Raw genomic sequence first — 25972 nt, forward strand, 5'->3', positions numbered from 1 at the left:
AATCTGCATACAATGGGGTTGGCAACGAGATATTACAGCTTACTCAGGAGGCAGATAGAGATGATGAGTATGAACACATATCCATATTTATTAAATGGTCAATGGCAGGAATCATCAAGTCAGGAAACGATTGAACTCGTTTCACCATATAAAGACGAAGTCGTAGGTCGCGTTCAGGCGATGTCACGCGATGAAGTCGATGCAGCCATCCATGGCGCAAAACTTGCACAACAAGAATGGGCGGCGCTTCCGGTCAACAAGCGCGCTGAATTGTTGTATGCATGGGCAGAGAAACTCGAAGAACGCGTCGATGAGATCGGTCAAATCATCATGCAAGAAGTCGGGAAAAACTTGAACGATGCGAAAAAAGAAGTCGTTCGTACAGCTGAAATCATCCGTTACACTGCGGAAGAAGGTATTCGTTTCAATGGTGGATTCATGCAAGGTGATTCGTTCCCTGGTGGTTCGAAAAACAAGATGGCCATCATCAAGAAAGAAGCGCTCGGTGTCGTGCTCGCGATTTCACCGTTCAACTACCCGGTCAACTTGGCAGCGGCAAAAATTGCACCTGCTCTCGTCACGGGGAATGCGGTCGTCTTCAAACCGGCGACTCAAGGTGCAATCAGCGGCATTAAGATGGTCGAAGCCCTTCATGACGCAGGACTTCCGAAAGGTCTTTTGAACCTCGTGACAGGACGCGGTTCGGTCATCGGAGATTATTTGACGTCTCACCCAGGAATCGACATGATCACGTTCACAGGTGGAACAGGTACAGGTCAACACTTGTCACAACAAGCGTCAATGGTACCGGTCGTGCTCGAACTCGGTGGGAAAGATCCGGCGCTCGTCCTTGAGGATGCGGATTTGACACTTGCGGCAGATCAAATTGTCAGTGGTGCATTCTCGTACTCAGGTCAACGTTGTACAGCCATCAAACGCGTCTTCGTCCTCGAAGACCAAGCGGATGAGCTCGTTGGCATGTTGAAAGAACGCGTCGCGAAACTCTCGGTCGGTTCGCCTGAAGAGAACAGCTTCATCGTTCCTTTAGTCGATGCGAAAACGACAGATTACGTTCAAGGTTTGATTGACGATGCGGTCAACAAAAAGGCGACGGTCGTTCATGGAAATGAGCGTGAAGGAAACCTTATTTATCCGACATTACTTGATCATGTGACGACAGACATGCGTGTCGCATGGGAAGAGCCGTTCGGACCAGTCCTTCCTGTCATCCGCGTGAAATCACTCGAAGAGATGATTGAACTCACGAACGAATCTGAGTTCGGTCTTCAAGCGAGTGTCTTCACTCAAAATGTGAATAGCGCCTTTACAGTCGCTGACAAGCTAGAAGTCGGTACGGTCCAAGTGAACGGACGTACGGAACGTGGTCCAGACCACTTCCCATTCATCGGCGTGAAACAATCGGGACTTGGCGTTCAAGGAATCGGGCGTAGCCTCGAGACGATGACACGCGATAAAGTGACGGTTATCAACTTATAATATTCACCATTCGTGAGGGGGAGATGTCCCCCTCTTTTTTGTTTGATTGAAAACGCATCTTTCAGACGGGTATAATGGAGAAAGACAGGAAGAAGGGGTGGTGATGACGTGGCGGACTGGATTTCAAGCCAACTGGCAAGACTCGATATTCCGACACCGTTCGAAGTTGGAAACGTGAACGTATATATCGTTGAACATAAGAATCGCTTTTTTATGGTCGACTGTGGACCAGATACGGAAGAAGCGTGGACTTCATTGAATCGGCAACTTGAAGAGCTTGAACTATCGTTGTCTGACATCGACTTTTTATTTTTGACGCATCATCATGCCGACCATGCGGGGCAGGCGTGGCGACTTCGTGATGCCTCGATTCCGGTGTATGGGCACGAGAAGCTCGTTCGATACTTAGAACAAACCCCGAATTTTCTAAAAAGGGGCAACCACTTTTTACATGAATTGGCGCTCTCATTTGGAGCACCGGCGCCACTCGTGGAAAAATTGCCAGACTATCGGGAAGCATTACGTTGGATTGGGCCGACGACCGTCACCATGACGTTTAGTGACGGACAAGCTGTGACACCGGACGGGGCGTGGCAAACGATTCATTTGCCGGGACATGCGAGTGACCAGCTCGGATTGATCGGTCCTGGAGGCGTTTTGATTGCGGGAGATCACTTGATTGATAAGGTCGAACCAAATCCACTCATTGAACAACCGTATGAGGATGAAGGGTTTGCCTCACCGGTTATTCTCTACATCGATTCACTTAAAAAGTTGCGTGGAATCGATTTGAAACTTGTCGTCAGTGGACATGGTGAACCGATTCATCATCCGAACGATTTGATTGAGAGTCGAATCCGACAACGGTATGAGCGCAGTGAACAATTGCTCACTGAATGGGAAGATGGACTCAGTGTCTTTGATTGGTCGATGAAACTATATGGGAGAAAGATGCGAAGTGGTATGCCACTCGTCTTTAGCGAGGTGTTCGCACGACTCAGTTTACTCGAAGAGCGTGGCGACATCGAGAGACGCCGAGATGACCAAAAATGGATTTATACAAAGAAAGAAGAGATGTCATGAAACGGGTAGTCATTACAGGTGCGTCAAGCGGACTCGGTGCCGCATTGGCGCATTCTTTTTATGAAAAAGGATATAGCGTGTTATTGATTGGAAGACATGAAGAACGTCTGAAAACCATTGCGACCATGTGTGAGGGAGAATGGATACGCGCGGACGTCACGAAGGCGGATGCTCTTGTTGATGATGTGATTGAGCGATTTGGGAAGTTTGACGTTTGGGTCAATAACGCAGGAATGGCTGAATTTGATTTCGTGACTGATCAATCGACCGATGTGATGAAAGAAACGATGCATGTGAATGCCGTCGCTCCGATGTTGTTATCGAGAAACGCTGCCAGAGTGTTAGGACGTGGAGGTGTCATCATTAACATTTGTTCGCAAGCTGCAAAAGTTCCGACACCGAAATCAGCTGTATACGCTGGGTCGAAGGCGGCACTTTTACAGTTTTCGAACGCCCTGCGACTCGAGTTGAAGCCACGTGGCATCCATGTCATGACCGTCAATCCGGGACCGATTGCCACGCCGTTCTTTGATCGGGCCGATAAGAGTGGTACATATGCCCAAAGCATTAAAGGAATCATGCTTGATCCGAAACGATTAGCCGACGCGATTGTCAAAGGGAGTTTGACGCGCAAACGCGAGATTAATGCGCCGTGGTGGATGAATATCGGTGCGAATGTGTATGCAATATGCCCAACTATGTTCGAAATGCTCGCAAAACGGGGATTTGAGAAAAAGTAAAAAAGGGGGAGAACGATGAAGAAATGGAGAGTATTGCTCGCAACGCTTATGCTCACTTTCGTTGCAGCATGTGGGAATGAAGAGACGGTTGAGTTTTCGGACACATTCGAAGCTGCGGCTGAGTCAGCGGAAGGGTCGACCGTCAATCTATATATGTGGGGTGGGGATGAAGGAATCAATAGCTATATTGATGACTATGTGGCACCCCGGCTTGAGGAATCTTACGATGTCGAATTAAATCGTGTCGCGATGGATACGGCAGAATTCGTACGTCAGCTATCGCTCGACAAAAAAGCGGACAGACAAGTCGGAACAATCGACGTCGTCTGGATTAACGGCGATAATTTCCGAAATGCGAAAGAAGCAGGACTCCTTCGGGATGGACTGATGGAGCGTGTCCCAAATGCCACGTTATTAAATGAAACGGCTCAACAATCAGATGCCGGTACACCGACAGATGACTTGGAACTCGCTTGGGGAAATGTACAGTTTATCTTGCATTACGATGCAGCGAAAGTAGACAATCCTCCAGAATCGTTTGAGGAATTACGTCGCTGGACCGAAGACAACCCAGGTCGTTTCACGTATCCTGAAGTCACAGATTTCACTGGAAATGCTTTTGTCCGCCATCTTTTATATGAGCGCTACGGTGATGAATTGAACAAAAATGCGACCGTTGAAGAGACGTTCTGGGATGATTTGAAAGCGTGGTCCCCGAATTTATGGAAAGAAGGACAGACGTATCCGAAGACGCTTGAACAACTCGATCAACTCTATGCATCAGGGGAAGTTTGGATGACGATGGGCTTCAATGAACGTCGAGCCGAAGCGGAAGTGAAGGAAGGCATCTTCCCGAAAGAGACACGTGCACTTCTCTTAGATCACTCGATTGCCTCGACGCACTTTTTGGCTATTCCCTTCAATTCACCAAATCCAGATGGGGCGCTCGTTCTCATTCAAGAACTGTTATCGCCAGAAGCTCAGCTCGTGAAACAAGGTCCTGATTATTGGGGAGATGGGACGTCACTCGATTTAACAAAACTTGATGCAAACGACCAAAAAGCCTTCGAAGAGCTAGGAGACGGCGTGACGTATCCAAATCCAGAACAGTTGCTCGAACGCTCGATTCCAGATTATGGACCGAACATCATTGATGCCGTACGCGAGGAGTGGCCGAGTGTTGCGAAGTAGTGTCGCGTTAACGATTCTCGTATCTTTTTTGCCGCTCGCTGCCCTCCTTTTTCTAGGAATGGAGGCGCTCGGGACGGATTGGGGCGCACTGTTGACAGACGAAACGTGGCGAGATAGTTTATTCACTACGCTTTATGTCGTCAGTGTGTCGACAATCGTATCGCTCGTCCTCGGAACGTGGGTTGCACGGACGGTTGTAAATCAACGATGGCGATTCACATCGACAATCTTGAAAATCCCGATGTTCGTTCCTCACATCGCAGCGGCGTATTTGTTTTGGCTATTATTTAGTGGGTCCAATGGTTTTTTGGGGATTGAGTCGAACGAGCGAGATTATGTGACGGTTATCCTGACATACATATGGAAGGAGACTCCGTTTGTCTTTTTAATGATGATTGGAACGTACGAACAATTGAATCGGGGTTACGTAGAAACGGCGAAAACGTTGCAACTTTCTCCCTTTGCACAATTCAAACATGCAGAGTTCCCGTTCTTGATTAAACCGTTGCTCGACTCGACTTGGATCTTAATCGCTTTTATTTCATTTGCGTATGAGGTTCCGGCACTGCTCGGTGTGACCTATCCAAAACTAATCGGTGTCCTCGCATACGAACGACTCTCTACGGGACTCTATTTGGAGGCGACAGAACCGTATGCCGTCGCCCTTTTTTGGACATGTTTTGTCGGATTCGGTGTATTTGTGTCTTACGTGATGACCGCATCCGTTCGACGACGGATTGAACGGGGGGTAAGGCGATGATTCGTCAAGGATTCATCCTACTTATTGCGCTATTCCCATTCGTCAGTTTATTTTTAGTCGCTCCGTCAATGGAAATCGGGAATGTTGAGTCCATTGTTCATACGATTGGATTAACCATTATTCTATCTGGCATCAATGTGTGGCTAGCGACGACATTTGCCTGGTGGCTCTTATGGACAGAATCGAGATGGAAAAGTGTCATAGAATGGCTCGTGTTTTTACCGTTGTTCATTCCGATGCTTGCCACTTTGTTTGGGCTTTATCTGATCTTAGCTGAAGTTGGGCTAATCGGGACTTATATCGGAGTCATAATCGCCTTGCTCGTCGTGACGATTCCATATTCAATCCGTCTCGCTTATAACGGAATGGCGGTCATCGGTCGTTCACTTTTAGAACAGGCTCGACTATTGCCGATGAGTCGACGAGTCGTCTATGTACTGTATCCGCTCTTCTCGAGAATGATGCGGACCATCGCGTTATTCACGACCGTCATTTTACTCAGTCAATTCGCACTCATTCAGCTGATCGGTGCAGGATTGATCCCGACGGTGACGACAGAATTGTATCAATCTTACGCGGGAAACAATAGGAGTCTCGCGCTCTCGAACACATGGATGCTCATTTTATTCCCCGTAGTCATCTATTTTTTGCTTTCCGGATGGAATCGGTGGATGGTGCGTATGCTGAAAGGACGTCTACAATGAGTTTGAATGTACACGATTTACGTAAACAATTTGGATCAAGACACATATTAGATGGTGTCAATTTTAAAGTCGCACCTCATGACATTCATGCAATCGTCGGGGTGAGCGGCTCAGGGAAATCGACAATTCTCCGAATCATCGCAGGTCTCGAGACGGCTGATGGAGGTGATGTGTGGTGGAATCATCGCTCCTTAAACAACATTCCCGCCCATAAACGTCGCGTCACGATGCTATCGCAGACTGCATTGTTGTTCCCACATCTGACGGTAGGGGAGAACGTCACACTCGCGACACGTGGGCGTTCACGTAAACAAGCAGAACATTGGTTACAGGTCGTTCGCCTCGCTGACCGGTACGATGCTGAAATACACGAACTATCGGGTGGAGAACAGCAACGCGTGAGCCTTGCCCGGGCTCTAGCAGCAGAACCGGAACTTCTGTTATTGGATGAACCGTTCACAAACCTTGATCCGAAGCTAAAACTTGATTTGCAACGTTTCATCCGTGACTTAGTCAAAGAGCTCGGCCTCACGGCAGTATTGGTCACCCATGACCGAGAAGAGGCGATGCTCATGGCAGATCGAGTGACACTGCTTGAAGCTGGTAAGGTGACGCAGACAGGGACCGCAGAGGAGTTATATGACTCCGCACCTGGATTCGGAGACTTTGTCATGCTCGATGGCAAACTTCGACCATTGTCCGAGGTGGAAATATCCGAAACGATTGGTGAACCGGTGCAATTGATGAAGAAAATTTATCGGTTCGGTCAGTGCTTTGGAGAATATCATTTCGAGGATGGGAGGTCGGTCATGTTACCGACGCATGAATGGTTTCAAATCGGAATGACGTATCGAATCAAACGAAAGGAGGAATACCATGCTTGATACGTACGGGAGTCGTTACGTCCAACCTGTCATTGAACGGGGGGCGAATCGACTGCTCAAATGGAACTTCACACCGAATGAAGTAACCATTTTAGGCGGAATCATAGGGGTTTCGACAGGAATCTTTATTTATAATGACATGCACTGGACGGCCGTTATCTTATTGTGGCTATCTGGTTTGTTTGATGTCTTGGATGGAACGATGGCACGAAAATCCAAAACGACTGGTTTTGGAACGGTGCTCGATCTCGTCTTGGACCGGTTCGTCGAATTGTCGGTCGTGATTGCCCTCGCACTTCGCTATCCGGAATACATGCCAATCTTTCTCATATTGATTGGATCATTTGTCATTGCGATGACGCTATTTTTGGCTGTCGGTGCAAGTAGTTCAAGGCGATCAGAGAAGACATTTTATTATCAGCCTGGAATCATTGAACGAACGGAATGCTTCATCTTGTTCACATTGATGATTCTCTTCCCGAACTGGGTCGGTGTGATTGCGCTCATCTTTTTAGTACTTGAAGTGATGACAATCACGCAACGATTCATCGAGGCGCGGAGAATTTTGCGATGAAACAAGTATTGGTTTTGGCAGGACTCGGTCACGGTCAGCTTGAAATTTTGGACCGTCTTGATGAGATTCGAGAGCATTACGAAGTTCAATTCATCGGAGGACGTCAGACGGTGTATACAGGTGCCTTCCCACAAGTGATTGCCGGGCTCATGAACTCCGCGACAGTCCAATTGCCACGACTTGAACCGGTCGCAGAACGGGTTATCTCAATTGACCCTCATCAGCAAACCGTTCAAACGGAACAGGGCTTGTTTCACTACGATCAACTTGTGCTGGCGACTGGTGCAAAGAGTAGAGGCATTGGGACACCGCTTAAACCGATGTCACAAGCTTTACTTGGCCGTATCGATTCGAGTCCAGTAGTGACGATTGTCGGTGGGGGCAAGGCCGGTGTAGAAATGGCGTTTACGTGCGCAAAGACGAAAGACGTGACGCTGTATGCGAAAAAGATTTTGCCAGACGTGCCGCTCCATAGACAGAAACAAATTGAACGTCTTCTAGTGAAATCAGGCATTATGGTCGTGAAACAACAGTTTCAAGATGACGCATCGGAGGGGCTTCTGCTAGATGCGACGGGCGTTGTTCCCGTAGAATGGTGGGCTGAATCCGAGCTTGCAAAACCTGACAATTTTATAGCGACGGATGAATATTTACGTCATCATCAGTTTACAAATATATATATAACAGGAGATATGGCATCCTGCTTAAATGGAGGTGTCGATGCTGTCAGATCGGGGCGCTTTGTCGCCAAGCGCTTACTCGGTGAGACGAGTCAACCATTTCGAAGACGTCAATCGATGAATATACTATTGACGACACCAGGTCGTGCCTTGCTGACATTTGGACAGTTCACCTGGCATGGACGACTTCCGTATTATGTGAAGCGTTTCATTGACTCGCGATATGTTCGGCACTACAAGTAGTCGGAGGTTTAAAGCGTCATTCGCTTGGCAAATACCCAATCACTTCCTTCGATTTTGATTCAATGAGCACTTGTGGAATCTCGACCGTGCGCTGTGAATCAGAAGGAAACGTGACGAGCCAGGCCCGTGTTCCTTCAAAACTTGAATCAACTAATTCAAAACGATCGTCGACTGTGATAGATTGAATCGTGGCCTGTTTGCCATCTTCGTCGATTGGTAACCAATCCATATTGTTTAGATATTCAATTGCATGATTTATGATGACTTTCTCATCATCCGGTGGTATAGGTGATGAGGTGGATGATTGTGTACAGCCGATTAATATGAAGATAGTGAAACAAAGTGCGGTAAAAAGGCGAGTTCGAATCATGATCATTCTCCTTTCCTGTTTGGTTATTTCTTACAGTATAGACGAGGATGACATAAGCGTGTACAAAAAAATCCTGCAGCCGATAGGTCTGCAGGAATCAGGTTATGCTTGAATCGTATCGAGGAATGAACGGATTTGCATCTCCGTCTTGGCGTTTGCCGAGTGGAGGTGTTCTTGTTTTACCCCGTCTTTATAATAGAGAAGTGAAGGGATGCCGCGAACTTCTTGAGCATCAGATAATTCTGGTAGTTCGTCGCGGTCGACGACATGCCAGTTAAACTGTGGATAGTCTTTGACGAGCTCGTCGACATACATGTCGAGACGTTTGCAGTCCGGGCACCATGACGTGGTGAAGACTACCATTCCATGATCTTTTGTGGCTTCGTCAAATTGTTGTGATGAATGAATCGGTTGCATAAACAACTCTCCTTTCTTCTATCTATTTTGTCGGGTTTTAAACGAGTCGTCAACAGATTGGCATTCTCGAATTCATAGAAGAATGTGATACACTTATAAAAATAGCATGATAAGGAAAAGGTGATGGATATGGCGTTACGTCACGCATTGCTCGGGTTATTGACCCACCAGCCTGCGACCGGGTATGCCCTGAACGCGACGTTCAAGGCGCAGATGATTCATTTTTGGAACGCACACCATACACAGATTTATCGGGAACTGTTAAAGATGGAAGAAGATGACCTCGTCTCAGCGGAGCATATTTCGCAACAGGAGTTGCCTGATAAGAAAATCTACTCGATCACGGACCAAGGACGTGAGGAGTTGATCAACTGGCTACGTCAACCGACATCGTTTCAACCAAAAATGAAAGATGAGAACCTTTTGCGAGTCAGTTTGCTTCAATTGCTTCCAGTCGAAGAAGCGGTCCGATATATCGAAGAGACAAAAGCCCATCACGAACAAGTTGCCCAACAAATTCGAATGTTCCAGGAAGAACATCAATCTGATGAAGATACGCTCGGTTATTTATTGACGAGTGAATATGCGATTCGGATGATGGAAAACTATGCCGGATGGGCAGACTGGGCAATCGAACAGATTAAAACGCGCAATGAAAAACACGTGACCTGAAATAGTTCAGGTCACGTGTTTTGTATAAGGATGGATTGGCAGACGGGCGAGTAGTCGATCAAGCGCTTCTTCATCGGTTTCAGTCTCGTACGCGCGAATCGTCTCGTTCAATTGCTTCACTGAAGAGGCACCCGGTAAAACGACGTCACAGAATCGCTTAGCGGCTTCGAGTGCATACGCCTGAATCGGATTAGGCATCATCGCCAATTCACTGGCAAGTTCCTCTTTTCGCCACGCCTCAAATCCTTTATCCCCGAGTCGTGTCTCCCATTCATCCGTCAGTAATCCTTTGGCAAGAACACCACGTCCAACGATTGGAATCGACAAATCAAGCGTCTCTGGTCGTCGGTCAAGAAGGGAATACGGCGTCATGAGTACATCGAGAGCTCCAGAAGCGACCCAATGTTTGATGACGTTCGGTCGAATGGACGAGAGTCCGATTTGTCGGATGAAACCGTCACGCTTTTGTTTTTGCGCCCATTCAATCGTTGCGTCGAGATCGTCCTCGAGCGTACCACCGTGAATATAATATAAATCTAGATAATCGGTTTGCAATCGCTCGAGCGATCCGTGTAACGCTTCCTCTAAGTAGGACGGATCAGGATTCCAACGCATCCCGTCCTCAGTCAGTTCATTTCCACCTTTACTCGCTAAAAAGAGTTGTTTTCGTTCCTGACCTAACGTTTCCCCGATTACGCGCTCGACAGCTTGTCGTGCATAGACATCTGCTGTATCGATATGGCGAATCCCCGATTGAATGGCCGTCTCGAGGATCTTCTTTGCCTCAATTTCTCCATGTTTCAAAATGGTCATCGTTCCGAGTCCGAGTTCACTCATATGGATTCCTCCTTGTTCGAAATGTTGGTTTGACTCATAATCAGAGTATATCGAAAAGTGAGGAGTAATCATATGGAAGAAAAAACGATTGAGCGGGAAGTCATCTACGAAGGTAAGATTTTCGATGTGGAAAAGCATGTCGTCTCCCTTCCGAATGGAAACACGTCTGTGCGAGAACTCGTCTATCACAACGGTGCTGTTGCCGTGCTCGTCATCGATGAATCGGACAAAATTGTCATGGTAGAGCAGTATCGAAAAGCGTTTGAATCGATGTCGCTTGAAATCCCAGCAGGCAAACTTGAAAAAGGGGAAGAACCGGTATCGAGTGCCGAACGTGAGTTAGCTGAAGAGACCGGATATACGGCGGAGTCGCTCGAAAAGATTTTTTCTTTCTACGGAGCCCCAGGTTTCTGCAGTGAGCGAGTCGATGTGTTTGTCGCGAAAGGATTATCAGCGGGTGAAATGAATCTTGACGAGGATGAGTTTTTAAACGTGAAACGATATTCTTTTGAAGAGGCGGTTGATTTGTTAGACAGAGGTGTCATCACCGATGCGAAGACAATCATGGCGATACAATGGTGGCAATTGTCTAGATTAAAATAATTCTAATCTGAAATTTTATATGGTAAACTTACATAGTAATGATTTTAAATTGAAAATTGATTAAAACTTCGGTATGCTTTGTGTAGTGAACTATGTAAAGAGGGGGCGCCTTATGGAAACGCGAATTGAACGAATTAAACAGCAATTGAGCGCCAAAGGATATAAATTGACACCGCAACGTGAATCGACGGTTCGCATCTTACTTGAGAATGAGAGTGACCATTTGAGTGCCGAGAACGTCTTTATGCTCGTCAAGAGCATCGCACCAGAGATCGGACTCGCAACGGTGTATCGCACACTTGAGTTATTGACTGAACTCGGTGTTGTCGACAAAGTCAACTTCGGTGACGGGGTCGCACGCTTTGATTTGCGTCCTGAAGGGGCGAATCATTCGCACCACCATCTCGTCTGTGTCGAATGCGGCTCGGTCGAAGAAATCATGGAAGATTTGCTCGTCGATGTCGAGAAAAAAGTCGAGAGCAAATACGAATTTCTCATTAAAGACCATCGCTTGACGTTTCACGGCATCTGTAAAGTATGCCAAGCAAAAGGCGTCACGCTCGAAGGTCATAAAGCAGTGATCAACGGTTAAAAGATGAAGGACAGACGGCCCAATCGGGTCATCTGTCCTTTTTTCAATGAGTAATGTATCGTTCAAGAACTCTTGAAATCCCGTCTTCATTGTTTGATGTCGTGACTTCACTCGCTATGTCAATCAGTGCCCCGACTGCATTTCCCATGGCAATTCCGATTCCTGCGTACTCAATGATTGAACGGTCGTTATGACCATCTCCGAAAGCAATGACCTGTTCACGGTCAATCGACAATTCTTCAAAGACGTGACGAAGCGCTTTCGCTTTATCGATTCCTAAATCGGTGAATTCGTAATACATCGCTGCCGTGAACATACTCGTGACCCGATCGTCAAAAGGGGCTTTCATGGCAGGTGCGACTTCTTGTAAATAATCAGGTTGACCTGCGACGAGGATTTTATGAACAGGGAACTCGATGATGTCTCTTAAATTCGGCTCTTCGCGTAGTTGGAATCGTCCGCCTCTCGACTCGTATTCGATGATGTTAATGAGTTGTCCGTTCACCTCAATCATTCCGGCAAATACATCTTTTACATACATATAGGTTTCATCGTTAATCATCGGAATGACGTCGAAATTCTCTAAATGCTTTAAAATCGAGCGAACATCCTCGATTTGCATCGCTTGTTCAAACAACGTATCACCTGTCGTAGCGTCCGTGACACAAGCTCCATTTGAAGAAACGATCAGCCCGTTGTACTCGTTTAGTCTCAACTCTTCGGCATAGGGCAACATCCCGCGCTTCGGACGGCCAGAGGCAAGAACGACTTTGACACCTTGTCGTTGTAATGCCATGAGCGTGCACTTCGTCTGTTCGGTAATCAATTTCTGGTCATTCAACAGCGTTCCGTCTAAATCAAGTAAAATAGCCTGAATCATATTGTTCGCTCCTTTTCAAATTAGATGGTCAACTCGACTTTATTTCCTTCTGGGTCGAGACAGACACTTTCGTAATAGCCGTCCCCGGTCGTCCGTGGGCCGTCCACGTGTGTGTATCCGTCGAGTCGAAGCCGCTCCGTCAACGTATCTACCGCTTGCTTACTTCCGAGTGAGAAGGCGATGTGGGCATATCCGATCATTTCTTTCGTATGCTTCACAAGATCTGGTCGGTGCATCAATTCGATTCGGCAACTTGAATCAGGAAACGTCAAAAAATACGATTCAAATCGCTTCGATGGATTTTCATATTTCTCATTCGATTGGGCGTCGAAGTAGGTCTCATAAAACATGCGCATGTTCTCAAGATTTTCGACCCAAAGCGCAATATGCTCAATTCTCATGTAGGCTCCTCCTATGTTGTTCGTCTAATCCTTTGATTCAATCGCTCTGTACTAAAAAGCATCCCCATCATGATCATGACTGTCACGAGTGGCAGGAAGCCAAGTGACGTTTGAGAGACGAGCAAACCAAACAATGGTGGTAAAAACGTACTTCCGGTGTAAGCGAATGCCATTTGGAAACCCATCAATCGTTTTGATTGGGCAGACCCGAACCGGTTCGGTGTATCGTGAAGCATACTCGGATAAATCGGAGCCAATCCGAATCCAATCAATATCAAGCCGACTAACATCGTCGCGGATGTCGGGATGAAAAAGAAAATACTACCGAGAAGGGCAAGCGATTGTCCCATCCGAATCATCTGTTTGTTTGTGAATCGGAATGAGAGAAACCCGCTCACGAATCGCCCGAGCGTGATACTACCGTAATAGATTGACACCCATGCCGCAGCCGTCGCGATCGAAAATTGTTTCGTCTGCACGAGGTAACTACTTGTCCATAAGCCAATCAATGCTTCGACCCCGCAATAAAGTAAAAACGTGACCAATGCATAAGAAATTCCAAGTGGCCACTTGCGTTCGAGCGTCGTGACGGCTGTTTCTTGATGGTGTGTAATTGACTGACCTTTCTGTTTCCAGAGTGGGAAGGACAGCAATAACACGAGGGCCAAACCGAACTGAACTGCAGCGATGATCAAATAGCCGTCACGCCATCCATTCTCCGTCAACACTCCCGCCATGACGAGTGGTCCACCGGTTGCGCCAATCCCCCAAAAACAGTGTAACCAATTCATATGATGTGCTTCGTAGTGCTCTGCAACGTAATGATTCAGTGCGGCATCGACGGCACCTGCCCCTAAACCAAGTGGAATGGCTAATGCGAACAGCCAACCAATTGAAGGCGCCCAATAGAAACCGAACAGACAGAGCGCGGTTAGTAGCGTTGAACCGAATGTGACTTGTTTCGTGTCAAAGTGCTCTAATAGTTTGCCGCTGAGTATACTCGACAGAATCGTTCCGCCAGCAATTGTCATGAAAATCCAACCGACCATCGATAATGGGGCTGAAAACTCTTGATGCATGAGTGGCCAACCGACACCGAGCAGGGCATCCGGGAGACCGAGGCTGATAAACGCGATATAAATTACAGCCAATAATAAAATCGTCATATGTCACCTCGTTGTATGGTTTCGAGCGTCAATTCAATGCCGAGTCGGGCCAGTCCCGAAAAATAATCTTCCTCCCATTGCCCGATTCGAAGAACGGGAATGTGACGGGAGGGAAGGTATCGTTCGCAGGCACGGTTAATGTGAAGCAAATCCTCTTGAACGAGATCGACATCTGAGAAAATAAATGCGTGGGGGTTGAGTGTCGCAGCAAACGTAGCGACGAGACGTCCCAATGCATCAATTTCTTCTTTCTTCAGAACGTTTGGTCCATAAGGCTTATCTTTAATACGGTCATAAAACGATGCATCATCATAAAGCGGAAGAAATGAAACTTCTCCACTAAACCCGGATTGTCCACGAGCGACGTGTCCATCGAACAAGATACCAGCACCAGGACCATTCTTCCCGAGACCGAGATAGACGATGGACTGATGTGTTGTCGTCTCATCTCGTTTAGAAAATCCATAAACGGCGGCATTCATATCATTTTCAATGACGACGGGAAGTCCTGTTCGTTCCATCAACCAGTGTTTTAAATCTAGGTGCGCAAGCGACGGGTATTCTGGGGCGAAAACAATCCGACCCATGTCTACAGCAGCGGCGACTCCGACAGAAATCGCTCCGATTTTTGTCTTGTCCTCAATAAACGGATCAACTAGTTCTCCTAACGCTTCTAAATGACTGTCGGTGATTAGGGACACTCCATCTTCTACAATCTGATGTTGACAGTCAATCAAGCGGTAGCGAATCTCTCTCGCTTCGATATATAACGTCAAACAGTGACGGAATTCAGGATTATACCCATAACTTTTTGCAGGGCGCCCACCTTCTGGCGCCTTCTGACCATGTTCGATGACTTCCCCACGTACAATCATGTCATCGATCATCTTTTTGATGGTAGGGAATGAAACGTGTGTGACTTTACTCAATTCAGAGATTGTCGATACGTTATACAGAGCCATCTGCTTTCGGATATCAACTAGTAATTCATGTTGTGGATCTTTCAACACGACCACACTCCAGTCTACTTTTTAAAATATTTTAATAAGTCATTTGTAGTATATCGTTCCGAATTGGAATATGCCAGAAAAATTAAAAAATAGAACAATGACACATCACCTTTTATGTTCACAAAAAAGTGATTAAAAAATGAGGTCAGACATCTTCACAACAGTTTACATAAGTGATATGCTGTAAGCGTATTCAGGTGAAACGAGGAAGGAGGAGGGTATGATGCGTTCGCATATCGAGTCATTTCTTCAGTACATGACGGTTGAAAAGCGGATGTCCGCCAACACGAGACAGGCGTATGCGAGCGATTTGACGCAATACGCATCGACCTTAAACCAGTTGGGGGTGAAAGATTGGAACGACGTGACACGTTCTCATATCGTAAAGCATATCGAAGAACTGTCACAGGCGGGACGTGCTTCGTCTTCTTTGAGACGAGCTGTCAGTTCAATCCGGATGTTCCATCATCATCTAAAAATGACCGGGGTCACGACGACTGATCCGTCTCTGTATCTAGAGACGCCGAAAGCAGAAAAGCAACTTCCGGATACTTGGTCGCAACAGGAAGTCGAGCGTCTCTTAGATAGCGTCCCGACATCCGACCCGCTCTCACTTCGGGACCGTGCGATGCTCGAGTTGCTTTACGGGACCGGAATGCGGGTCAGTGAACTTTTAGGTCTTGATTTGGATGATTTGCAGTTCGAATTGGGGTATCTACAATGTGAAGGGAAAGGCGAGCGCGCTCGAATCATTCCGGTTTCGTCGGTCGCGCAAGGGTTTGTCGAGCGGTATATTCAACAAGCCCGAAACGGACTCGGCGGCAGAGAGACCGAAGCGCTCTTTTTAAACGGCAGAGGTGGACGGCTCAGTCGTCAAGGATTTTGGAAGATGATCAAACGACGTGCCAAGCTTGCCGGAATTGATAAGGAGATCACACCTCACGTTCTCCGTCATTCTTTTGCGACACACTTGCTCGAGAACGGCGCAGACTTACGTGCCATTCAACAAATGCTCGGTCATGCGGATTTAGCGACGACGCAAGTGTATACACACGTCAATAAGTCGCGGCTACATGATGTGTATCGCAAGCATCACCCTCGTGCCTAGACATTGAAAAGGAGGAATTTTTTGTGAAGAAGTTTAAACGTATTTTTTTAGTGGTCATGGACTCGGTCGGTATCGGTGAAGCACCGGATGCTGAACAGTTCGGTGACAAAGGGGCCGATACGCTCGGACATATCGCTCGTGAACATAACGGATTGAACATGCCGAATATGGGAAAACTCGGACTCGCGAACATTAAACCGATTCAAGGAATCGACGTGTCGGAGACGCCAAGTGCATATGGTCGTATGGAAGAAATCTCGGCTGGTAAAGATACGATGACAGGGCACTGGGAAATCATGGGTCTTCATATCGAGACGCCGTTCCGCGTTTTTGAAGAATTCCCGGACGATTTGATTCATCGTCTAGAAGAGTTCAGTGGTCGAAAAATCATCGGAAACAAGCCGGCATCAGGTACGGCCATCTTGGATGAGCTTGGTGAAGAACATGTCGAGACAGGCGCGCTCATCGTTTATACATCAGCAGATTCGGTCCTACAGATCGCCGCGCACGAAGAGATTGTGCCAATCGACGAGTTGTACCGGATTTGTGAATACGCGCGTGAGATTACACGTGAAGACCCGTATATGCTCGGTCGTATTATCGCCCGTCCGTTCATCGGCACACCGGGTGCATGGGTACGTACGGCAAATCGTCATGACTACGCACTCAAACCTTTCGGTAAGACAGTCATGAATACGCTCGAAGAGGCTGGGAAAGATGTCATCGCTCTCGGGAAAATCAGTGATATCTACGACGGTGAAGGTGTGACGAAAGCGGTCCGTACGAAATCGAATATGGACGGGATGGACAAGTTGGTTGAATCACTCGAAGAAGATTTCGAAGGGCTTTGCTTCTTGAACTTGGTCGACTTTGACGCATTGTTCGGTCATCGTCGTGATCCGGAAGGCTACGCCGTCGCGCTTGAAGAATATGATGCCCGTCTACCTGAAGTGATGGAGCGTCTCCGTGAAGACGACTTACTCATCATCACGGCAGACCACGGGAATGACCCAGTACATGCTGGTACAGACCACACGCGTGAATATGTACCGCTCATCGTACATCACACTGGAGCGAAAGCAGTTGATTTAGGCATTCGAGGTACGTTTGCAGATATCGGTGCGACAGTGGCTGACAACTTTGACGTTGCGGCACCATCAAACGGAAAGAGTTTCTTAAACGAAATTTGAGGAGGCAATATTCATGGTAAATTGGAACGAAACAAAAGCGTTTTTGCAGGAGCGTATGGGCGCTACACCAGAAATCGGACTTATTCTCGGGTCAGGCCTTGGAGTCCTCGCGGACGAAATTGAGAATCCGGTTGCAATCCCTTATGAAGAGATTCCACACTTCCCAGTATCAACTGTCGAAGGGCATGCGGGACAGCTCGTGTTCGGAGAACTTGAAGGAAAACGCGTCGTCGCAATGCAAGGACGGTTCCACTTCTATGAAGGATACTCGATGGAACAGGTGACGTTCCCTGTTCGTGTCCTCAAATTGATTGGTGTCGAGACACTCATCGTCACGAACGCGGCGGGCGCGTGTAACGAGTCGTTCAACCCTGGTGATTTGATGATCATCACGGATCACATCAACTTCTTCGGGACGAGCCCACTCATCGGGAAGAATGCGAGTGAATTCGGGACTCGCTTCCCAGATATGTCAGAAGCGTACGATAAAGAACTCGTGAAATTGACAGAACGCGTCGCTTCAGACCTCGGACTCACTGTCCAAAAAGGGGTTTACTTCGGGAACACAGGTCCAACTTACGAGACACCAGCAGAAGTCAAAATGGCACGTCTTCTCGGTGGTGACGTCGTCGGGATGTCGACGGTACCAGAAGTCATCGTCGCGCGTCACTCGGATATGCGCGTCCTCGGGATTTCGTGTGTCTCGAACATGGCAGCAGGGATTTTAGATCAACCACTCAACCATGAAGAAGTCATCGAGACGACAGAACGTGTTCGTCAAGACTTCCTTTCACTCGTGCGCGGCACGATTAAAAGCATGTAAGTAACTTATTTCTAGGAGGACGACAGTTATGCGTATGGTCGATTTGATTTTGAAAAAACGTAACGGTGGAGAATTGAACGAAGAGGAGATTCGCTTCGTCGTTGAAGGATTCACGAATGAAACAATTCCTGACTATCAGATGTCGGCATTGTCGATGGCCATCTATTTCAACGGGATGACTGAAAACGAGACGGCAGCCTTGACGATGGAAATGGTGAAGTCGGGTGATACGATCGATCTTTCGAACATCGAAGGGAAGAAAGTAGATAAGCACTCAACAGGTGGAGTCGGTGACAAGATCAGCTTGATCGTCGCACCACTCGTTGCGTCAATCGGGATCCCGGTTGCAAAAATGAGTGGTCGTGGACTTGGGCATACGGGTGGTACGATCGATAAACTCGAATCGTTCCCAGGTTTTAACGTCGAATTGACAGAAGAACAATTCACGAAACAAGTAAATGATATTAAGATGTCGATTATCGGTCAGACGGGGAACTTGACGCCAGCTGACAAACGTCTTTATGCGCTACGTGATGTGACGGCTACCGTTGAGTCGATTCCACTCATCGCGAGTTCAATCATGTCGAAAAAGATTGCAGCTGGAGCTGACAGTATCGTCCTCGACGTCAAGACGGGTTCAGGTGCGTTCATGAAGTCGTTCGATGATGCGAAAGCACTCGCAGAAGAGATGGTCGCAATCGGGAAGAACGTCGGTCGTAAGACGGTCGCTGTCATCACAGACATGGACCAACCGCTCGGCTTTGAGATCGGGAACGCGAACGAAGTAAAAGAAGCGATTGAAGTTCTTTCAGGTAAAGAAGTAGAAGACTTGAAAACAATCGCGCTCACGATTGCAGGTCATATGGCTGTCCTCGGTGATTTCTATCCAACGTTTGACGAAGCATATGCAGACCTTGAAAAACGAATTGCTGACGGTCACGCCCTCGAGGTGTTCCGTAAGTTCGTCGAAGCACAAGGTGGGGACGCGTCGCTCGTCGATGACGTGACAAAATTACCACAAGCTTCATACGAGACGACATTCGTCGCAAAAGAAGCGGGTTATGTCGAGTCGATCATCGCAGACGAAGTCGGTGTCGCAGCGATGCTTCTCGGAGCAGGTCGTGCGACGAAAGAAGACAAAATCGACTTCGCGGCAGGCATCACGCTCGAGAAGAAAGTTGGCGACCGTGTCGAGGCGGGCGATGTGATTGCCGTACTCCGCTCGAACATGGAAGACATGTCTTCGGCTGTCGAACGTTTAGATCACGCGTATACAATCGGTGCGACGAAACCAGAAGCTCGACCACTCGTTCACGCTGTCATCCAATAAGGCAGAACGTCTGTTTCCACAAAAAAAGTGGAGACAGACGTGTTTTTTTGATAAGATGGGTAATGTGAGTGTAAAACAGCAGGATACATATTCAAATAAAGGGGTTGCTTGAAACATGAAAAAAGGTTCTATGAAACTTGAAAATGGCGAAATGATTGAATTTGATTTATTCCACAACGAGGCACCGATCACGGTCGAAAACTTCGAAAAACTTGCGAACAGCGGGTTCTACAACGGATTAACATTCCACCGTGTCATTCCTGGATTCGTCAGCCAAGGCGGTTGCCCGGATGGTACTGGAATGGGTGGCGCTGGTTATACGATTCCATGTGAGACATCGACTTCATTCCCACACAAACACGAAGCGGGATCACTCTCGATGGCACACGCAGGACGTAACACAGGGTCTTCACAGTTCTTCATCGTCCATGAGCCACAACCACACTTGGATGGCGTCCATACAGTTTTCGGTAAAGTGACATCTGGTCTTGAACATGCCGTCAAACTTCGTCAAGGAACGAAGATGGCAGAAGTGAAGGTTTGGGACGAGAATTGATTTTTGCCTGAAGGTTATGGCACAATGAACCATGTCTCTCACGTCTTCACATCGTGAAACTTGAATGACTAAAGGTGGTGAACCCAGCGATGCTGGTAAAATATAAACGTTCTTATGAAAAGACGGCGATGGGTCTACTCGCATTCTCATGCAGTGACAAATCTCCGCTTAGCTTGCTTGAACTCGTCCGATCGTATGACGAGGAAGAGTCGAAGTTCCTCTATTTGTGGAAAGTCGGTGAAGACTTCGTCGGCATCATTGGAATGGAGCAGCAAGGAACGACGGTGGTCATCGACCATATCGCCCTGTCGCCATCATTCCGTGGCGAGAAACGTTCTTACGAGCTTCTAGACGAGGTGAGAAACGTACTTCCACTTGATTTGACGTTAACCGGTACAGGCAAGACGGGCGATTTATTGGATAAATGGAATCAATTAGTCGTCTGATGACAAAAACCCCCGTAATCACGATTGTGATTATGGGGGTTTTGCATATTGCATGGAGTAAATCACAAACTCGTAAAATGAGGTGGATTCTTGAATCGAGTAACAATCGATGAACTAATCAATCGATTGGAGCAAGTGCTCAGGCAAGAACGAACGCGAGAAGAAATTTCTGACTGGGCATATCAGTGGATGGAACAGTATGAAAATATAGATGGATTTGATTGGACAGCTTCTGACGAGGTGGTTTGGTTTGGTCCTGCTTACAAACGATAGTTGGCATGGATTTACTTGAAACCCTTTCTGAATATTTACATGATCGGAGCAATTTCGAGAGTTGGGTGACGGCGTTTAAGAAGGTGAACTACTCGCCACTTATTTGCTTCGCAAATTGAAGGGGGAGCTTCTTGGGAAGACCGTGCTCTTACTAGCCACGGTTGTTTACCAAGCTCGTCGGGCAGTCCCTGCCCTGAAGGATTGTCAGTCGGCCAACATCAACAGGTTGATGCTCGCGTTGATGTCACGGTCATGATGCGCGCCACAAACACACGTCCATTCACGGACATCCATCGCCTTCTTCTCGCCCTTTACTCCGCAAGTGGAGCAGATTTGAGTGGATGCGTACCAAGGGTCTGCCTTGATGAGTGTCCGTCCGTAGAAGTTTGATTTGTATTCGAGTTGACGGACGAACTCGTACCAACTGACATCGCCAACCGATTTGGCTAAGCGTCGGTTCTTCATTATGTTGCTCGATTTCAATGTCTCCACGACGATGACTTGGTTCTCGTCAACGATTCGTCTCGACAGTTTGTGGAGGAAGTCCTTACGTTGATTCGCAATCTTTTCGTGTTTCTTCGCCAAAAGTAACTTGGCTTTTTCACGATTCTTGCTCCCGATCTTCTTGCGTGACAGCGCGCGTTGCGCCTTCTTGACCTTCGCTTCGGATTGTCGGAGAAAGCGAGGGTTGTCAATCTTCTCCGAGACCATCGCATCGTTCGTCATGATGGCGAAATGTTTTAGGCCGAGATCGATCCCGACCTTGTTCTCGGCTGGAATCCATGGTGCATCCTCTTGATCGACGAGGATGGAGACAAAGAACTTGCCCGTCCTCGTCATCGAGACCGTCGCCGACCGGATGACGCCCTCGAACGGGCGATGTTGTTCGAACTTCACGAAGCCGATTTTAGGCAGTCTCACCTTGCCGTCCTCGATGCGGATCGTGCCGTGCTGGTTGTTCGTCGTGTAGGAGGCACGCGACCGTCGTCTCGATTTGAAGGCCGGGAAGCCGCCCGTCCCGGCGAAGAACTTCGCGAACGCGGTGTCCAGATTCAGCTTCGCATTCGCGAGCGCGAGACTGTCCGCCTCGGCGAGGAACGGGAACAGGGGCTTGTAGGAGGCGGGTGTCGCCGGTTTCCGTCTCGTTCCGCTCCCCGTTTTCGCCTCCTCGCGGATGGCGATGCGGTCCTCGAGCAGCTTGTTGTAGATGAACCGGGCGCAGCCGATCGTCTTGATGAGGAACTCGGCCTGTGCCGGCGTCGGGTGGAGCCTGTATGTGTAACCTTTCAGCATGTCCGTCCCTTCTCCCTTCAGAAGATCGTGATGTGTCCTCCTCGTCCGATACCCGCGGAAGGGAAGGGAGAATCTGACGGAATCACGAACTTCTGTTCGTCACATCTGTCACAGGGGAAAAGACTGTTAGACCGGGCGATTCATTTCCCCCCTACGCTGGGCTTCGCCCCGAGACGCTTAGAGGAGGGGGAATTTTCGCCTGATTTAGTTAAAAAAGATCATCATTGATTATGAAAAGGAGACGTCTTGAATCTTGACGTCAACTTCTTGCACGTTGCCTTTTTAAAAGTGCTAGCTCCCGTTCTGTGATGACCTCACTCCGGTCACGGTGCAGATGCTTGTGGACCAATTCCTCGAACGACAGGTCCGTCGATGGGAACGTCGGTTTTAGTGATTCGACCGTGTCACGAACATGCTGTTGTAAGGGGAGATTCGTGGCTAACGGCCATTCATCAAGCTGTGCGATGAAGGAGTCGACATCCAGACCGAGCTCATTCAAATAGGGGGAAGCGATGTCCATCTTTCGACGTAAGAGTCGCAAGCTCTTTTTCGCGCCGATGAGATTGTCTCGTCGTAGATGATAGTGAATGACGGCGTATTGGATCAGTGCCGCATAGCCGTGATGACGACGTCCGTCTGCCTGCCACGCTTCTTCTAATACCTCATGACATTCGAAATAATCGGCATGACATTCAAAAAGCAACGTATAATGAATAAAAGGGGTCATGAATCAATTTTCTCCTTTCGTGTCCACGGTCTTATAAAACATGTTATACTAAAGCGCAAAAATGTAAAATGGCAGGTGTCTCTATGGAAGCCTATAACGTTAAAATCGATACGTTCGAAGGTCCACTCGACCTGTTGCTCCATTTGATCGGAAAAATGGAGATTGATATTGTCGACATTTCCGTGGCAGAAGTCACTGACCAGTATGTCGGCTATATTCGCACGATGCAAAAATTTGAACTCGACGTGGCCAGCGAATACTTGGTCATGGCGGCGACGTTGCTCCAGTTAAAGAGCAAGCAGTTGTTACCGCCTGTTCAGGTCGAGGATGAGGATGTTCCAGACTTCAGCGAAGAACCGACGCGTGAGGGACTCATTCGTCAATTGATTGAATACAAAGCATATAAAGAAGCAGTCGTTTTCATGCGTGAACAGGAAGAACATCGTCTTGAATTGTATACTCGACCAGGAGAAGATTTGACGAACTACATGTCAGAGGAAGTGTCGAAGTACGATGGACCGCTGAACTTCTCAGACCTTCTTCATGCCTATTCTAAAATGATTGAACGGAAACGTTGGAAAGAACGACGCAAAAAGACGATTAAACGTGAAGAGCGGACGCTCGAGGAACAGATGACGAGACTTCATGAACACGTTTCTTCTACGCGACAGACATCGTTTTTCGCCTTCTTTGTAGAACAACCGAACGTCTCAGATCTCGTCGTGACGTTTATGGCGCTTCTTGAGCTGATCAAGCTACGGGTCGTCGAAACGAAACAACTTGACCAAGACATTCAAATCTCGTTCATCGAATCATCAAAGAAAGGGGATGAAGCGGTTGCTGTCCTATGAAACGATTATCGAAGGATTGCTGTTCGTCGTCGGGGACGAAGGGATGGAAGTCCGAGCGCTCGCAGAGACGCTCGACATTTCAGAGGCTGCTGCGCGAGAACAGCTCAGTAAGTTAGAAGCTTCGTTCAAAACATCGAACCGACCATTCCAACTCATGGAATCGGCAGGTGTGTACAAACTTGTGACCGTTCCAGATGTGTCTCCCTACATTCAAAAATATGTCGGGACGATGGCGGAGCAGGCACTTTCACGCGCGGCGATGGAAACGCTCGTCATTATCGCTTATAAGCAGCCGGTCACGCGGGCGGACATCGAGGAGGTTCGCGGTGTCAAAGTGGAGCGAGTCATTCATACGCTATTATCAAAAGGGTTAATCGAATCAGCTGGTCGTGCTAAAACAATTGGTCGTGCCAAGTTGTATCGAACGACAGAGCATTTCCTCGACCACTTTGGATTTAACTCGCTCGAGGAATTACCACCATTAACATTTGAGGATGAACTGACAGACGAAGGCGATTTGTTCTTCGGTCAGGAATCACCGAAGCAAGAAGAGAGATTGGAGAAGGATTAATCATATGGAACGTTTGCAAAAAGTAATCGCACAAGCGGGGGTCGCCTCGCGTCGTAAAGCGGAAGAAATGATTTTGGATGGTCGCGTCCGCGTCAACGGAAAAGTGGTACGTGAACTCGGGACGAAAGTCGGACCGAAGTCAGAGATTGAGGTCGATGGCGTCAAAATCGAGCAAGAAGAGCATGTCTACTACGTGCTCTATAAACCGAGCGGCTATGTGTCGACGGTAGAAGACGATAAAGGACGTAAAGTGATCACGGATCTCGTGCCACCAGGGGCACGTGTTTTCCCGGTCGGACGTCTTGACTATAACACGACAGGGCTCATCATCTTGACGAATGATGGAGAGTTCTCGAACATGATGACGCATCCGAAATATAAGATTCAAAAGCGCTATGTGGCAAAAGTGAAGAACATCCCTTCTTACTTGGCAATCAAGCAACTAGAGTCAGGTGTTCAGCTCGATGATGGATTCAAAACGGGTAGTGCGAAAGTGAAAATGAAGTCTGTCGACCAGAAAAAGAACACGGCCATCCTTGAGATCGTTATCTCGGAGGGACACAATCGTCAAATCCGTCGCATGGTCGAAGCAATCGGTTCTGAGGTCATCAAACTAAAGCGTGAACAGTTCGGTTTCTTGACGCTCGACGGTCTCAATACCGGCGACTGGCGTGAACTTTCACACAAAGAGATCAGCAAGCTTCGTGAACTCGCGAATCCGACGGTTCCACCTAAACCACGAGGCAAAAAGAAGAAAAAATAACAACAAAAAATCGTCCTGAAATAGGATGATTTTTTTGATTGTGTAAATTGTGTGACAAAAAAATGAAAAAAGTCTGTTAATGTGCGTTTTTAATGTTTTTTCAGTACAATAGCAACTGAAGGATGGTGTGAAAACGATGACAAAAGATCAAAACAAAGACGACCGCATGGAACAAGCGGTCGCGAAAAAGAAAAAGAGGTCATTTTGGCGCTTGATGATTATGACGGTCGTTCTCTTTGCGGGAGCCATCACCGTCATGCAATTGTTCGACCAAGCTGGTAATGACGGACGCATCGAGGCAGGGGACGAGGCACCGAACTTCAAACTCGTCACACTCGACGGTACGACCCTTTATGAACGTGACACATACGAAGGAAAAGGAATGCTTCTCAACTTCTGGGGTACGTTCTGTGAACCTTGTAAGAAAGAAATGCCAGTCGTACAGGAGAATTACGCAACACTCCAAGACATGGGTGTCGATTTTTGGGCGGTGAACGTCGGTGAGACGCCGCTTCGCGTCGATAACTTTGTGAACGACCTCGGTGTCGGTCTCGATTATCCGATCTTGATGGACACGAAGAGTGAAGTCGAGAAAGCCTATGGCATTTATAATTTACCTGTCACATTCGTCATCGATGGTGAAGGAAACGTAATTGAAAAATATGAAGGTGAACTCACGAAAGAGAAATTGATGGAGCTAGCCGAGAAGTCATTGTAAGCGAACGGGGGACGCACAG

32 protein-coding genes are annotated in these 25972 nt (G+C 47.7%); 23 read left to right on the forward strand and 9 right to left on the reverse strand.

Features of this window, described 5'->3' with window-relative positions:
* The first annotated feature begins 60 nt into the window (after window positions 1-60).
* The 9 genes from AC5LIL_RS06310 to AC5LIL_RS06350 all read left to right on the forward strand — a co-directional run bounded on the left by AC5LIL_RS06310 (window position 61) and on the right by AC5LIL_RS06350 (window position 8356).
* Window positions 61-1497 (forward strand): NADP-dependent glyceraldehyde-3-phosphate dehydrogenase, encoded by a 1437-nt coding sequence (locus AC5LIL_RS06310; protein ID WP_214782487.1) that lies wholly within the window; start codon window positions 61-63, stop codon window positions 1495-1497.
* 108 nt (window positions 1498-1605) lie between these two features.
* Complete coding sequence (locus AC5LIL_RS06315; RefSeq protein WP_214782489.1) at window positions 1606-2580, forward strand: MBL fold metallo-hydrolase; 975 nt, start codon at window positions 1606-1608, stop codon at window positions 2578-2580.
* Entirely contained in the window at window positions 2577-3320 is a 744-nt protein-coding gene (locus AC5LIL_RS06320) for an SDR family NAD(P)-dependent oxidoreductase (protein WP_499825228.1), read from the forward strand. Before AC5LIL_RS06315 ends, AC5LIL_RS06320 begins: the two co-directional genes overlap by 4 nt.
* A gap of 15 nt (window positions 3321-3335) precedes the next feature.
* Window positions 3336-4511 carry an ABC transporter substrate-binding protein gene (locus AC5LIL_RS06325; protein ID WP_499825229.1) on the forward strand — a complete coding sequence of 392 codons (1176 nt, stop codon included), beginning with the start codon at window positions 3336-3338 and terminating at the stop codon, window positions 4509-4511.
* Window positions 4498-5271: an ABC transporter permease gene (locus tag AC5LIL_RS06330; protein ID WP_214782495.1), complete on the forward strand. Its 774-nt coding sequence runs from the start codon at window positions 4498-4500 to the stop codon at window positions 5269-5271. Before AC5LIL_RS06325 ends, AC5LIL_RS06330 begins: the two co-directional genes overlap by 14 nt.
* Window positions 5268-5975 carry an ABC transporter permease gene (locus tag AC5LIL_RS06335; protein WP_499825230.1) on the forward strand — a complete coding sequence of 236 codons (708 nt, stop codon included), beginning with the start codon at window positions 5268-5270 and terminating at the stop codon, window positions 5973-5975. Before AC5LIL_RS06330 ends, AC5LIL_RS06335 begins: the two co-directional genes overlap by 4 nt.
* A complete protein-coding gene (locus AC5LIL_RS06340; protein ID WP_499825231.1) occupies window positions 5972-6859 on the forward strand; it encodes an ABC transporter ATP-binding protein in 888 nt (295 codons plus the stop codon). Before AC5LIL_RS06335 ends, AC5LIL_RS06340 begins: the two co-directional genes overlap by 4 nt.
* Entirely contained in the window at window positions 6852-7433 is a 582-nt protein-coding gene (locus AC5LIL_RS06345) for a CDP-alcohol phosphatidyltransferase family protein (protein ID WP_214692829.1), read from the forward strand. The genes AC5LIL_RS06340 and AC5LIL_RS06345 overlap by 8 nt, the downstream gene beginning before the upstream one ends.
* Window positions 7430-8356, forward strand: coding sequence for an NAD(P)/FAD-dependent oxidoreductase (locus tag AC5LIL_RS06350; RefSeq protein ID WP_214782501.1), 927 nt, complete (start codon window positions 7430-7432; stop codon window positions 8354-8356). Before AC5LIL_RS06345 ends, AC5LIL_RS06350 begins: the two co-directional genes overlap by 4 nt.
* A gap of 16 nt (window positions 8357-8372) precedes the next feature.
* On the opposite strand, the gene AC5LIL_RS06355 is transcribed toward AC5LIL_RS06350, so the two are convergent.
* Window positions 8373-8726: a hypothetical protein gene (locus tag AC5LIL_RS06355; RefSeq protein ID WP_214782504.1), complete on the reverse strand. Its 354-nt coding sequence runs from the start codon at window positions 8724-8726 to the stop codon at window positions 8373-8375.
* A gap of 102 nt (window positions 8727-8828) precedes the next feature.
* Complete coding sequence (locus tag AC5LIL_RS06360; RefSeq protein WP_012726511.1) at window positions 8829-9143, reverse strand: thioredoxin family protein; 315 nt, start codon at window positions 9141-9143, stop codon at window positions 8829-8831.
* 129 nt (window positions 9144-9272) lie between these two features.
* Here AC5LIL_RS06360 and AC5LIL_RS06365 point away from each other — a divergent pair, with 129 nt between their 5' ends.
* Complete coding sequence (locus AC5LIL_RS06365) at window positions 9273-9815, forward strand: PadR family transcriptional regulator (RefSeq protein WP_214782506.1); 543 nt, start codon at window positions 9273-9275, stop codon at window positions 9813-9815.
* Window positions 9816-9821: 6 nt separating this feature from the next.
* Here AC5LIL_RS06365 and AC5LIL_RS06370 read toward each other — a convergent pair whose 3' ends face one another.
* Entirely contained in the window at window positions 9822-10652 is an 831-nt protein-coding gene (locus tag AC5LIL_RS06370; RefSeq protein WP_337873977.1) for an aldo/keto reductase, read from the reverse strand.
* A gap of 72 nt (window positions 10653-10724) precedes the next feature.
* On the opposite strand from AC5LIL_RS06370, the gene AC5LIL_RS06375 reads away from it, so the two are divergent.
* Both AC5LIL_RS06375 and fur read left to right on the forward strand, forming a co-directional pair.
* On the forward strand, window positions 10725-11255 hold the full coding sequence (locus AC5LIL_RS06375) for an NUDIX hydrolase (protein ID WP_214692812.1): 531 nt from the start codon (window positions 10725-10727) through the stop codon (window positions 11253-11255).
* A 112-nt stretch (window positions 11256-11367) separates the two neighbouring features.
* The gene (gene fur, locus AC5LIL_RS06380; RefSeq protein WP_012726507.1) at window positions 11368-11847 is read left to right on the forward strand and encodes a ferric iron uptake transcriptional regulator; all 480 of its coding nucleotides are present in this window, start codon (window positions 11368-11370) and stop codon (window positions 11845-11847) included.
* 43 nt (window positions 11848-11890) lie between these two features.
* On the opposite strand, the gene AC5LIL_RS06385 is transcribed toward fur, so the two are convergent.
* From AC5LIL_RS06385 to AC5LIL_RS06400, 4 genes are read right to left on the reverse strand one after another with little or no spacing between them, the layout of a single operon-like run.
* Window positions 11891-12727, reverse strand: a complete 837-nt coding sequence (locus tag AC5LIL_RS06385) for a Cof-type HAD-IIB family hydrolase (protein WP_499825232.1) — start codon at window positions 12725-12727, stop codon at window positions 11891-11893.
* Window positions 12728-12747: 20 nt separating this feature from the next.
* A complete protein-coding gene (locus AC5LIL_RS06390; RefSeq protein WP_499825233.1) occupies window positions 12748-13128 on the reverse strand; it encodes a VOC family protein in 381 nt (126 codons plus the stop codon).
* 11 nt (window positions 13129-13139) lie between these two features.
* Entirely contained in the window at window positions 13140-14294 is a 1155-nt protein-coding gene (locus tag AC5LIL_RS06395; RefSeq protein ID WP_214782516.1) for an MFS transporter, read from the reverse strand.
* Window positions 14291-15304, reverse strand: coding sequence for an ROK family protein (locus AC5LIL_RS06400; protein WP_499825234.1), 1014 nt, complete (start codon window positions 15302-15304; stop codon window positions 14291-14293). Before AC5LIL_RS06400 ends, AC5LIL_RS06395 begins: the two co-directional genes overlap by 4 nt.
* 223 nt (window positions 15305-15527) lie before the next feature.
* Here AC5LIL_RS06400 and xerD point away from each other — a divergent pair, with 223 nt between their 5' ends.
* The 7 genes from xerD (at window position 15528) to AC5LIL_RS06435 (ending at window position 21030) form a co-directional block, all read left to right on the forward strand.
* Window positions 15528-16412: a site-specific tyrosine recombinase XerD gene (xerD, locus tag AC5LIL_RS06405; RefSeq protein WP_214748184.1), complete on the forward strand. Its 885-nt coding sequence runs from the start codon at window positions 15528-15530 to the stop codon at window positions 16410-16412.
* 23 nt (window positions 16413-16435) lie between these two features.
* Entirely contained in the window at window positions 16436-17602 is a 1167-nt protein-coding gene (gene deoB, locus AC5LIL_RS06410) for a phosphopentomutase (protein WP_337873982.1), read from the forward strand.
* 13 nt (window positions 17603-17615) lie between these two features.
* Window positions 17616-18425 carry a purine-nucleoside phosphorylase gene (locus tag AC5LIL_RS06415; protein WP_214874493.1) on the forward strand — a complete coding sequence of 270 codons (810 nt, stop codon included), beginning with the start codon at window positions 17616-17618 and terminating at the stop codon, window positions 18423-18425.
* 28 nt (window positions 18426-18453) lie between these two features.
* Window positions 18454-19755 (forward strand): pyrimidine-nucleoside phosphorylase, encoded by a 1302-nt coding sequence (locus AC5LIL_RS06420; RefSeq protein WP_074033239.1) that lies wholly within the window; start codon window positions 18454-18456, stop codon window positions 19753-19755.
* Between the two features lie 115 nt (window positions 19756-19870).
* Window positions 19871-20311, forward strand: coding sequence for a peptidylprolyl isomerase (locus tag AC5LIL_RS06425; RefSeq protein ID WP_074033238.1), 441 nt, complete (start codon window positions 19871-19873; stop codon window positions 20309-20311).
* Between the two features lie 89 nt (window positions 20312-20400).
* A complete protein-coding gene (locus tag AC5LIL_RS06430; protein ID WP_499825235.1) occupies window positions 20401-20757 on the forward strand; it encodes a GCN5 family acetyltransferase in 357 nt (118 codons plus the stop codon).
* 90 nt (window positions 20758-20847) lie between these two features.
* Window positions 20848-21030: a hypothetical protein gene (locus tag AC5LIL_RS06435; RefSeq protein ID WP_214782524.1), complete on the forward strand. Its 183-nt coding sequence runs from the start codon at window positions 20848-20850 to the stop codon at window positions 21028-21030.
* 204 nt (window positions 21031-21234) lie between these two features.
* On the opposite strand, the gene tnpB is transcribed toward AC5LIL_RS06435, so the two are convergent.
* Together tnpB and AC5LIL_RS06445 are read right to left on the reverse strand one after the other, a co-directional pair.
* On the reverse strand, window positions 21235-22323 hold the full coding sequence (gene tnpB / locus AC5LIL_RS06440; protein WP_499825236.1) for an IS200/IS605 family element RNA-guided endonuclease TnpB: 1089 nt from the start codon (window positions 22321-22323) through the stop codon (window positions 21235-21237).
* Between the two features lie 259 nt (window positions 22324-22582).
* On the reverse strand, window positions 22583-23050 hold the full coding sequence (locus AC5LIL_RS06445; protein WP_214782530.1) for a DUF309 domain-containing protein: 468 nt from the start codon (window positions 23048-23050) through the stop codon (window positions 22583-22585).
* Between the two features lie 83 nt (window positions 23051-23133).
* Between AC5LIL_RS06445 and AC5LIL_RS06450 the strand changes: the two genes are divergently transcribed.
* The 4 genes from AC5LIL_RS06450 (at window position 23134) to AC5LIL_RS06465 (ending at window position 25953) form a co-directional block, all read left to right on the forward strand.
* Window positions 23134-23901 carry a segregation/condensation protein A gene (locus tag AC5LIL_RS06450; protein ID WP_074033230.1) on the forward strand — a complete coding sequence of 256 codons (768 nt, stop codon included), beginning with the start codon at window positions 23134-23136 and terminating at the stop codon, window positions 23899-23901.
* Entirely contained in the window at window positions 23879-24472 is a 594-nt protein-coding gene (gene scpB / locus AC5LIL_RS06455; RefSeq protein WP_074033229.1) for an SMC-Scp complex subunit ScpB, read from the forward strand. The genes AC5LIL_RS06450 and scpB overlap by 23 nt, the downstream gene beginning before the upstream one ends.
* 4 nt (window positions 24473-24476) lie before the next feature.
* On the forward strand, window positions 24477-25235 hold the full coding sequence (locus AC5LIL_RS06460) for a pseudouridine synthase (RefSeq protein ID WP_074033228.1): 759 nt from the start codon (window positions 24477-24479) through the stop codon (window positions 25233-25235).
* Window positions 25236-25371: 136 nt separating this feature from the next.
* Complete coding sequence (locus AC5LIL_RS06465; protein WP_214782536.1) at window positions 25372-25953, forward strand: redoxin domain-containing protein; 582 nt, start codon at window positions 25372-25374, stop codon at window positions 25951-25953.
* Window positions 25954-25972: the final 19 nt, after the last annotated feature.

The organism is Exiguobacterium sp. RM11 (assembly GCF_059821525.1).

Excerpts from the sequence above, each read along its gene's own strand:
- AC5LIL_RS06310 (WP_214782487.1), top strand. The coding sequence starts at position 61 with ATGATGAGTATGAACACATATCCATATTTATTAAATGGTCAATGGCAG.
- AC5LIL_RS06320 (WP_499825228.1), top strand. The coding sequence starts at position 2,577 with ATGAAACGGGTAGTCATTACAGGTGCGTCAAGCGGACTCGGTGCCGCA.
- AC5LIL_RS06325 (WP_499825229.1), top strand. The coding sequence starts at position 3,336 with ATGAAGAAATGGAGAGTATTGCTCGCAACGCTTATGCTCACTTTCGTT.
- AC5LIL_RS06335 (WP_499825230.1), top strand. The coding sequence starts at position 5,268 with ATGATTCGTCAAGGATTCATCCTACTTATTGCGCTATTCCCATTCGTC.
- AC5LIL_RS06340 (WP_499825231.1), top strand. The coding sequence starts at position 5,972 with ATGAGTTTGAATGTACACGATTTACGTAAACAATTTGGATCAAGACAC.
- AC5LIL_RS06345 (WP_214692829.1), top strand. The coding sequence starts at position 6,852 with ATGCTTGATACGTACGGGAGTCGTTACGTCCAACCTGTCATTGAACGG.
- AC5LIL_RS06350 (WP_214782501.1), top strand. The coding sequence starts at position 7,430 with ATGAAACAAGTATTGGTTTTGGCAGGACTCGGTCACGGTCAGCTTGAA.
- AC5LIL_RS06355 (WP_214782504.1), bottom strand. The coding sequence starts at position 8,726 with ATGATTCGAACTCGCCTTTTTACCGCACTTTGTTTCACTATCTTCATA.
- AC5LIL_RS06360 (WP_012726511.1), bottom strand. The coding sequence starts at position 9,143 with ATGCAACCGATTCATTCATCACAACAATTTGACGAAGCCACAAAAGAT.
- AC5LIL_RS06365 (WP_214782506.1), top strand. The coding sequence starts at position 9,273 with ATGGCGTTACGTCACGCATTGCTCGGGTTATTGACCCACCAGCCTGCG.
- AC5LIL_RS06370 (WP_337873977.1), bottom strand. The coding sequence starts at position 10,652 with ATGAGTGAACTCGGACTCGGAACGATGACCATTTTGAAACATGGAGAA.
- AC5LIL_RS06375 (WP_214692812.1), top strand. The coding sequence starts at position 10,725 with ATGGAAGAAAAAACGATTGAGCGGGAAGTCATCTACGAAGGTAAGATT.
- fur (WP_012726507.1), top strand. The coding sequence starts at position 11,368 with ATGGAAACGCGAATTGAACGAATTAAACAGCAATTGAGCGCCAAAGGA.
- AC5LIL_RS06385 (WP_499825232.1), bottom strand. The coding sequence starts at position 12,727 with ATGATTCAGGCTATTTTACTTGATTTAGACGGAACGCTGTTGAATGAC.
- AC5LIL_RS06390 (WP_499825233.1), bottom strand. The coding sequence starts at position 13,128 with ATGAGAATTGAGCATATTGCGCTTTGGGTCGAAAATCTTGAGAACATG.
- AC5LIL_RS06395 (WP_214782516.1), bottom strand. The coding sequence starts at position 14,294 with ATGACGATTTTATTATTGGCTGTAATTTATATCGCGTTTATCAGCCTC.
- xerD (WP_214748184.1), top strand. The coding sequence starts at position 15,528 with ATGCGTTCGCATATCGAGTCATTTCTTCAGTACATGACGGTTGAAAAG.
- AC5LIL_RS06415 (WP_214874493.1), top strand. The coding sequence starts at position 17,616 with ATGGTAAATTGGAACGAAACAAAAGCGTTTTTGCAGGAGCGTATGGGC.
- AC5LIL_RS06420 (WP_074033239.1), top strand. The coding sequence starts at position 18,454 with ATGCGTATGGTCGATTTGATTTTGAAAAAACGTAACGGTGGAGAATTG.
- AC5LIL_RS06425 (WP_074033238.1), top strand. The coding sequence starts at position 19,871 with ATGAAAAAAGGTTCTATGAAACTTGAAAATGGCGAAATGATTGAATTT.
- AC5LIL_RS06430 (WP_499825235.1), top strand. The coding sequence starts at position 20,401 with ATGCTGGTAAAATATAAACGTTCTTATGAAAAGACGGCGATGGGTCTA.
- tnpB (WP_499825236.1), bottom strand. The coding sequence starts at position 22,323 with ATGCTGAAAGGTTACACATACAGGCTCCACCCGACGCCGGCACAGGCC.
- AC5LIL_RS06445 (WP_214782530.1), bottom strand. The coding sequence starts at position 23,050 with ATGACCCCTTTTATTCATTATACGTTGCTTTTTGAATGTCATGCCGAT.
- AC5LIL_RS06450 (WP_074033230.1), top strand. The coding sequence starts at position 23,134 with ATGGAAGCCTATAACGTTAAAATCGATACGTTCGAAGGTCCACTCGAC.
- scpB (WP_074033229.1), top strand. The coding sequence starts at position 23,879 with ATGAAGCGGTTGCTGTCCTATGAAACGATTATCGAAGGATTGCTGTTC.
- AC5LIL_RS06460 (WP_074033228.1), top strand. The coding sequence starts at position 24,477 with ATGGAACGTTTGCAAAAAGTAATCGCACAAGCGGGGGTCGCCTCGCGT.
- AC5LIL_RS06465 (WP_214782536.1), top strand. The coding sequence starts at position 25,372 with ATGACAAAAGATCAAAACAAAGACGACCGCATGGAACAAGCGGTCGCG.